6 protein-coding genes are annotated in these 3,689 nt (G+C 76.1%); 2 read left to right on the top strand and 4 right to left on the bottom strand.

Annotated features, from left to right (window positions below; translation table 11 throughout):
• On the bottom strand, positions 1-405 hold a 405-nt coding region (locus ABZ885_RS37445; protein ID WP_360199087.1), incomplete at its 3' end, for an ROK family protein.
• The gene (locus ABZ885_RS37440; RefSeq protein ID WP_360199085.1) at positions 402-1,289 is read right to left on the bottom strand and encodes a sugar isomerase; all 888 of its coding nucleotides are present in this window, start codon (positions 1,287-1,289) and stop codon (positions 402-404) included. The genes ABZ885_RS37445 and ABZ885_RS37440, both read right to left, overlap by 4 nt.
• A gap of 210 nt (positions 1,290-1,499) precedes the next feature.
• Between ABZ885_RS37440 and ABZ885_RS37435 the strand changes: the two genes are divergently transcribed.
• Positions 1,500-2,654 (top strand): substrate-binding domain-containing protein, encoded by a 1,155-nt coding sequence (locus ABZ885_RS37435; protein WP_360199083.1) that lies wholly within the window; start codon positions 1,500-1,502, stop codon positions 2,652-2,654.
• A gap of 25 nt (positions 2,655-2,679) precedes the next feature.
• Here ABZ885_RS37435 and ABZ885_RS37430 read toward each other — a convergent pair whose 3' ends face one another.
• Entirely contained in the window at positions 2,680-3,078 is a 399-nt protein-coding gene (locus ABZ885_RS37430) for a hypothetical protein (protein WP_360199081.1), read from the bottom strand.
• A gap of 190 nt (positions 3,079-3,268) precedes the next feature.
• Positions 3,269-3,559: a hypothetical protein gene (locus ABZ885_RS37425; protein WP_360199079.1), complete on the bottom strand. Its 291-nt coding sequence runs from the start codon at positions 3,557-3,559 to the stop codon at positions 3,269-3,271.
• On the opposite strand from ABZ885_RS37425, the gene ABZ885_RS37420 reads away from it, so the two are divergent.
• Positions 3,554-3,689: YqgE/AlgH family protein (locus ABZ885_RS37420; protein WP_360199089.1), on the top strand; the 136-nt coding region annotated here is incomplete at its 3' end. The two genes, ABZ885_RS37425 and ABZ885_RS37420, sit on opposite strands and share 6 nt — an antisense overlap.

Below are 3,689 nucleotides of genomic sequence, written 5' to 3'. Positions count from 1 at the left end.
GGCCAGGTGTTCGCTGACCCAGGGTGCCCCCAGCCGTTCGGCCAGCTCGCCGACGAGGGCGGTCTGCCGGACGTCGTGGCCGAACGCGACCGGGAGGCCGAGGTGTTCGGCCATCCGTCGCCGGATCGGCACCTCGACCCAGCCGAGGTTGACGGCCCGGACGACGACCCCGCGCGCCTCGTCCAGGATGCCGGGCACCACGAGGCCGACCGCCTCCGGGCGCAGCCCGGCCTGCCCGGCCAGGGCCGCGAGTTCGGCGGCGGCGTCGAGCACGGCGGCGGTCACCGCGTCGGCGCCGGACTCCGGCCGGGTGGGCCGGTGCCGGGCGCACCGGACGGTGCCGTCGGCCGCCACGACCGCGCCCTTGATGCCGGTTCCGCCGACGTCGAGCGCGAGGACCGTCACGGCCCGGCCAGGACGATCGAGCGGGTGAGGTTGCGCGGGCGGTCGGGGTCGAGGCCGCGGGCCTCGGCCAGGGCGACCGCGAGGCGCTGGGCGCGGACCAGTTCGGCCAGCGGGTCCCGGGCGGTGTCGGCGGCGGCCGTGCCGGCCACGGCGGCGCCGGTGGCCCGGACCTGCTCGGCCAGTCCGGCCGGGGGCGGGCCGAAGAACCAGACCAGCCGGCCGGGGGCGCCGATGCTGATCGGCCCGTGCCGGTACTCCATCGCCGGGTAGGACTCGGTCCAACTGCCGGACGCCTCACGGAGCTTGAGCGCCGCCTCGTGGGCCAGGCCGACCGTCCAGCCGGTGCCGAGGAAGGTGAACTGGCCGGCGGCGAGGGCTCCTTCGGGCAGGTCCTCGTGGGCGGCCCGGGCGCCCTGTTCGACGAGGTCGGCCGGGGCGAGGCCGAGGTGGCCGCGCAGCAGCACCAGGCAGGTGGTGGCGAACCGGGTCTGGACGACGGACTTCTCGTCGGCGAAGGAGAGGTCGACCACGGTGCCCGCGGCGGTGACGACGGGGGTGTCGAGACCGGCGGTGACGGCCACGGTGCGGACGCCCCGCGCGCGGTCGAGGGCGTCGAGCACCTCGGTGGTGGTGCCCGAGCGGGTGATCGCGAGCAGCCGGTCGTAGCGCCGGGCCTCCGGGAACTCGGAGGCCGCGAAGGCGTCGGTCTCGCCCAGTCCGGACGACTCCCGCAGCGCGGCGTAGGCCTGGGCGACGTACAGCGAGGTCCCGCAGCCGATGACGGCGACGCGCTCGCCGGGCTCGGGCAGCCCTCCGGGGCTCAGGTCCAGCGCCCGGGACCAGCAGGCGGGCTGGTCGGCAATCTCTTCGGCGACATGGGACATCGATTCCTCCTGCGCGAAGTTGCAGAGTGCTGCTCAAATCTGAGCCAAACATAGAGCACGCGATCAGATTTGTGCAGACCGCATCGAGAGTGACCGAGAACCGCCCCCGCGATAACTCCGTGGATCGCTTTTTGATCGCGCGATACGCTGCGATCGCCCGCCGAGCGTTCGCAACACAGTCATCGGCACGTAGGACCGGAGGGGGACGCCATGGCCGCGACGGCAGACCACCGCCGGGCCCGCATCCTCGAGGTGGTGCACGAGCTCGGCACCGTCCGGGTGGCGGACCTCGCGGCCCGGCTGGGCATGCCCACGGTGACCGTCCGCCGGGACGTCGCGGCCCTCGCCGAGGCCGGCCGGCTGCGCCGCTCACACGGCTCGGTCGCGCTGCCCGAACCCGGCACGGACACCCCGGCGAACGCGACGGGCGCGGTGGGCGGGGCCGGCGCGGCGGCCCTCCTCGGCTCCACCGGGCAGACCGCGACCGGCGTACCGGACGGCCGGGGCCGCGTCATCGGCATGCTGGTGCCGGCCATCGGCTCGTACTCCGACGAGATCATCGACGGCGCCCGCTCCGCCGCCACCGCCGCCGGAGCCCGCCTGGTACTCGGCATCTCCCCCGCCGGGGCCGGTGACGGCCGCGGCCAGGTCGCACGCATGCTGGAGTCCGGCGTCGACGGCCTGCTGCTCACCCCGAACGGGCTCCCGGACGGCCCCGCCGACGGGAGCGACTGGCTCGGCGGCCTCCCCGTCCCGGCCGTCCTGGTCGAACGCCGGGCCGCCCCCGGCAGCGCCGCCGCCGGGCTGGACGCGGTCGGCTCGGACCACCGGCACGGCGTCCTGCTGGCCCTGCGTCACCTGGCCGGGCTCGGCCACCGCAGCGTGCTGCTCGCCGCCCGGCAGGACACCTGGACCGCCCACGAGGTCCGGGCCGGCTACGCCGACGCCGTGCGACTGCTCGGCCTCGAACCCCGGCCCGCCCTCGACCTGCACCGCTCCGGCGGACCGCCCGTGCCCACCGACCCGGAACGGCTGGCCGACCGGCTCGCCCTCGCCGTTGAGGAGGGCGTGCGCGCCGCGCTGGTCCACGGCGACCGGGACGCCATCCAGCTCCCGCCCCTGCTGCGCGCCCGGGGCCTGCGCGTCCCCGAGGACCTCGCGCTGGTCTCCTACGACGACGCGTTCGCGGCGCTCACCACTCCCCCGCTCACCGCCGTCGCTCCTCCCAGGCGGGCCGTCGGGGCGGTCGCGCTCGACCTGCTGCTGCGCCGCCTGGGCCCGGCCGACCTCCCCGCCCACCACATCGGCCTGCTTCCCACCCTTGCGGTCCGTTCCTCCTGCGGCGCCCTCCCCGGGCAGGACTGAACCGGCCCGACCCGCGGACGCCCCGTCAGGCCGGTTGACGATCGGCCGGCTCGCCGCCGGGGACCGCCCACGGCGCGGGATACGGCGGTCCGAAAGAGGGCACCGGCGCCGCGGGCCCGGTCAGGGCGCCGGCCAGCACCAGACCGGTCCCGATCAGGTGGAAGGGCAGCATCAGCGCGGAGAGCACGTACGCCACCATGTGGGGTCCGAAGGTGTCGGCGAGCGCGTCGAAGGCCACCGCGTACCCGACCGGCAGCAGGATCGGCCCCGGCAGCATGACCAGGCAGCCGAACATCGCCAGCCGTGCGTTGCGCCCCCGGCGCCGGATGAAGGTGGCGGCGACGATCGCGCCGGCCAGCGGCATGAGGACCTCGGTGCCGTTGAGAACCAGGCCGAAGAGGCCCGCACTCGTGGAATCCGTCATGGGGCTCCGTTTCAGGTGTCGGGCGCCCGCGGACCGCGGGCGGCGCGAACATACCGCACCTGCGCCCGGGGACGCGTACGGCAGATCCTGATCGAAGGCCACCGGATCGGGCCGAACGACCGGACGGTTCGTCGCTCGATCACTCTCCGGTCGTCCGATCCGCCACCGGACCCGCCCGACGCCGGCCCTGTCAGGCTCCCGCGCCCGCCAGGGCCAGCCCGCGCTCGTGGATGCCGTGGAGTTCGGTGGCGATGTCGTGGAGGGTGCGGCAGTTCGCCGGCAACGTCGCTTCGACGGCGGGGCCGCCCGGCGGGGCGTCCTGGGGGGCGTCGGCCGGGCCGAGGGGGGCGTCCAGGGCATCGGCCACCGTGGCGACCGCCGCCAGGAGCCCGCGGACCGTCGTCTCGTCGGGCCGCTGCGCGCCGTGCGCCAGGCGGATCGCGCAGGCCGTGGCGGCGTCGGCGATCCGTTCGGCGTGCACGGCCACCTCCAGCCAGTCCCTGCCCCGAACTTCGTGCGGGCGGTGGTGCTCCTCCTCGACCACGACGCCGAGGGGGCGCTCGGCGTCGTCCTGAACAGGCCGACGCCGGTGGAGGTGGGCAGCGTACTCG

The sequence above is a fragment of the Kitasatospora sp. NPDC047058 genome (genome assembly GCF_040643935.1).
In the GTDB taxonomy this organism is placed as follows: Bacteria; Actinomycetota; Actinomycetes; order Streptomycetales; family Streptomycetaceae; genus Kitasatospora.
This window is presented reverse-complemented; position numbering and strand designations above follow the sequence as displayed.

Excerpts from the sequence above, each read along its gene's own strand:
- ABZ885_RS37440 (WP_360199085.1), bottom strand. The coding sequence starts at position 1,289 with ATGTCCCATGTCGCCGAAGAGATTGCCGACCAGCCCGCCTGCTGGTCC.
- ABZ885_RS37435 (WP_360199083.1), top strand. The coding sequence starts at position 1,500 with ATGGCCGCGACGGCAGACCACCGCCGGGCCCGCATCCTCGAGGTGGTG.
- ABZ885_RS37430 (WP_360199081.1), bottom strand. The coding sequence starts at position 3,078 with ATGACGGATTCCACGAGTGCGGGCCTCTTCGGCCTGGTTCTCAACGGC.